Origin of the sequence: Peribacillus sp. NPDC060253 (assembly GCF_042727425.1) — a bacterium.
In the GTDB taxonomy this organism is placed as follows: Bacteria; Bacillota; Bacilli; order Bacillales; family DSM-1321; genus Peribacillus.
The window spans coordinates 1-3,011 of sequence record NZ_JBHXAS010000237.1 but is presented as its reverse complement, the minus strand read 5'-3'; the positions used below and the strand labels follow the sequence as shown (position 1 = coordinate 3,011).

Genomic DNA, 3,011 nt, shown 5'->3' with positions numbered 1-3,011 from the left:
TTCAAAAGGGGTTCGGAATTTTTTAATTCCGAACCCCTTTTGTCTACAAACTGAAATGGGTAGTCCTTAAAAGGGCTATCCATGTTCCCGATCAACCTTTTTCTTTTACATTCAATTTTATAAAACAATATAAACATCGCCATTTTCTATTTCAACATTGAATGTTTTAACGCAGCCATTATCAGGTTTTTGGACTTTTCCATTCTTGACACTGATTTTCCAGTCATGCATCGGGCAAAAGACGTGATCACCACTCACAATGCCTTCCACCAGAACTCCACCTTTATGTGGGCACCGATTTTCAATAGCCCGGAATTCACCATTAGCTAAATGAAAAAGAGCAATTTCTTGAGAGCCTATGGTTACTGTTTTCCCCAGATTTTTTGGCATTTCCTTTACTGTTGAAACCTTTATCTTTTGAAGCGTTTTCCCCATTTAGGCTTCCCCCATATTCATTTATTTGATATAGCTGGAATTTTCACTTTTTGAAATAAACCGGTTTGGATCGCATTGCTCTCAATGATTTCTTTCCACGGTTCTTGCAATACAGATAAAGCTTCATTTAAACGTTGATTAAGCTCAATCCTTTTTTGCTTATCACTAGTAATCGCCTTAATGGAATCGACCCCTACACGCTCAACCCAGACAGACGTTCTTTCTAAATAATTGGCTGTCTCCCGATAATGTTGAATGTATGCACCTGTAATTTCAATTACCTCATCACTTGTTTTCACCTTGCATAATAATTCAGCGGCTCTTAAATGGGTTCCGCCGTTGCCGCCAATATAAATTTCCCACGCACCGTCTACACCGACAACACCAAGATCTTTGATACCGGATTCAGCACAATTACGAGGACATGCAGACACAGCCATCTTAACCTTATGCGGTGTGCCTACACGTTCAAATTTCTTCTCCAGGGCAATGCCCAGCCCAATTGAATCTTGGGTGCCAAAGCGGCAAAAGTTTTCACCGACACATGTTTTCACAGTTCGGAGGGTTTTTCCATATGCATATCCAGAAGGCATATCCAGGTCGGCCCATACACTTGGAAGGTCTTCTTTTTCAACACCGAACAAATCTATTCTTTGCCCGCCTGTAACCTTAAGTAACTTAACATTATACTTATCGGCAACATTTGCTATTTTCCGTAATTGATCAGGATTAGTGACGCCCCCATACATTCTTGGCACAACAGAAAATGTGCCATCCTTTTGAATATTTGCATGCAGTCTTTCATTGACATAGCGGGATTCTTTTTCATCTTCATATTCAACAGGATGAATCATCCCTAAGTAATAGTTCAGTGCCGGTTTACACTTCGAGCATCCGTCACTTGTATTCCAGCCGAGAACATTCATAACTTCTCGAGTATGGGTCAGATTTTTTTCGCGTATTTCAGCAACAACCTCATCTCTGGATAAAGTGGTGCACGTGCATATGGATTCCTTCTGGTTTGACTCACTGAAATCAGCGCCCAATGTCATCTCGAGAATATCACCGACTAACGGCTTACATCCTCCGCACGATCTTGAAGCACTTGTGCAGCCTTTTACTTCCTCAATACTCGTTAACCCATTAGATTCGATAGCCGTCATGATATCGCCTTTCGTTACTCCATTACAACCACAGATGATATCTTCATTTGACATCGTAGTGACCAGGCTGACACTGGGTCCTTCACTCGCTCCAACTTCTAAATATTCGGAAACTTCAGCATTTTTATCAATCATGCTCAATAGGTTATTGCTTTCGGTGGTATCCCCGAATAATACCGCACCAGAAATTCTCCCATTTCGAATCATTACTTTTTTGTAAGTACCATTCCATTCATTAAATTCCTTGATTGATTTAGCTTGTTCATCCTCGAAAATTTCTCCAGCCGAAAATACATCAACACCGGATATTTTTAGCTTAGTAGAGAGCACTGAACCCTCGTAGGCTTTGCCTTCCATCCCGCAAATCCTTTTGGCTAGTACTTTGCCCTGTTCATAAAGGGGAGCGACCAAACCATATACCATCTCACGGTGTTCCGCACATTCACCAACCGCAAAAATATTCGGGATTCTAGTTTGCATATAATCGTCCACGATAATTCCTCGATTGACAGGGATGCCGCATTTTTGGGCCATTTGAACATTTGGTTTAATCCCAACTGCCATGACCACTAAATCGGCGCTGATTTCATCGCCATCACTAAAGCGTAATCCTTTAACATCAATTTCACCTAAAACCTCTTGAGTCTGCTTCCCCAGATGAAAATTCATTCCCTGGCTTTCAAGTTCCCTTTGCAGCATTTTTCCTGCTGTTGGATCTAACTGCCTATCCATCAAATATTCCGAAAGGTGAATAACCTCTACCTGCATTCCTAGATTTAAAAGACCCCTAGCTGCTTCAAGACCCAGTAATCCTCCACCAATAACTGCAGCCTTTTTATTGATTTTAGAATATTCAAACATTTTTTCGCAATCTTCAATATTTCGAAAGGCTGTCACTCCTTTTTTATCCGCCCCCTTTATAGGTAGTATGAAAGGGATTGATCCGGTAGCTAAAATTAATTGATCATATTCGACTTCACGATTTGTGTCTGAGTAAATGATTTGCTTTGCCATGTCGATGTTCGTGACCGTTTCACCTGAAAAAAGTGTAATATTGTTTTCTTTGTACCAGTTCCAATCATTTATTGTTATATCATCTATCGTCGTAGCCCCTTGCAATACATTCGATAGTTGGATTCGATCATAATTCGGATGTGGCTCACTTCCGAAGACGGTCACCTCAAACTTTTCTGGTTGAATTTTCAAAATTTCTTCTATACATCTTACTCCAGCCATACCATTCCCAATGAGTGCCAATTTCTGCTTAGCCATGTTTTTTCCCCCAATAAGATTTTTTTGAAAGGATTATGTGTTTGATTATAGGTGAGGTCACTATTTATAACAACAAGTGTGTTATAAAATCTTACATGAATTTTGAAAATTAATAATTAATGTTAGTTTTTATTACAAATA

At 39.8% G+C, this 3,011-nt stretch carries 2 protein-coding genes; both read right to left on the bottom strand.

Annotation, left to right across the window (positions count from 1 at the left end):
* Positions 1-117: 117 nt before the first annotated feature.
* Entirely contained in the window at positions 118-435 is a 318-nt protein-coding gene (gene nirD, locus ACFWE9_RS26495; protein ID WP_230155938.1) for a nitrite reductase small subunit NirD, read from the bottom strand.
* Positions 436-452: 17 nt separating this feature from the next.
* The gene (gene nirB, locus ACFWE9_RS26490) at positions 453-2,870 is read right to left on the bottom strand and encodes a nitrite reductase large subunit NirB (protein ID WP_377359616.1); all 2,418 of its coding nucleotides are present in this window, start codon (positions 2,868-2,870) and stop codon (positions 453-455) included.
* Between the last annotated feature and the right edge of the window lie 141 nt (positions 2,871-3,011).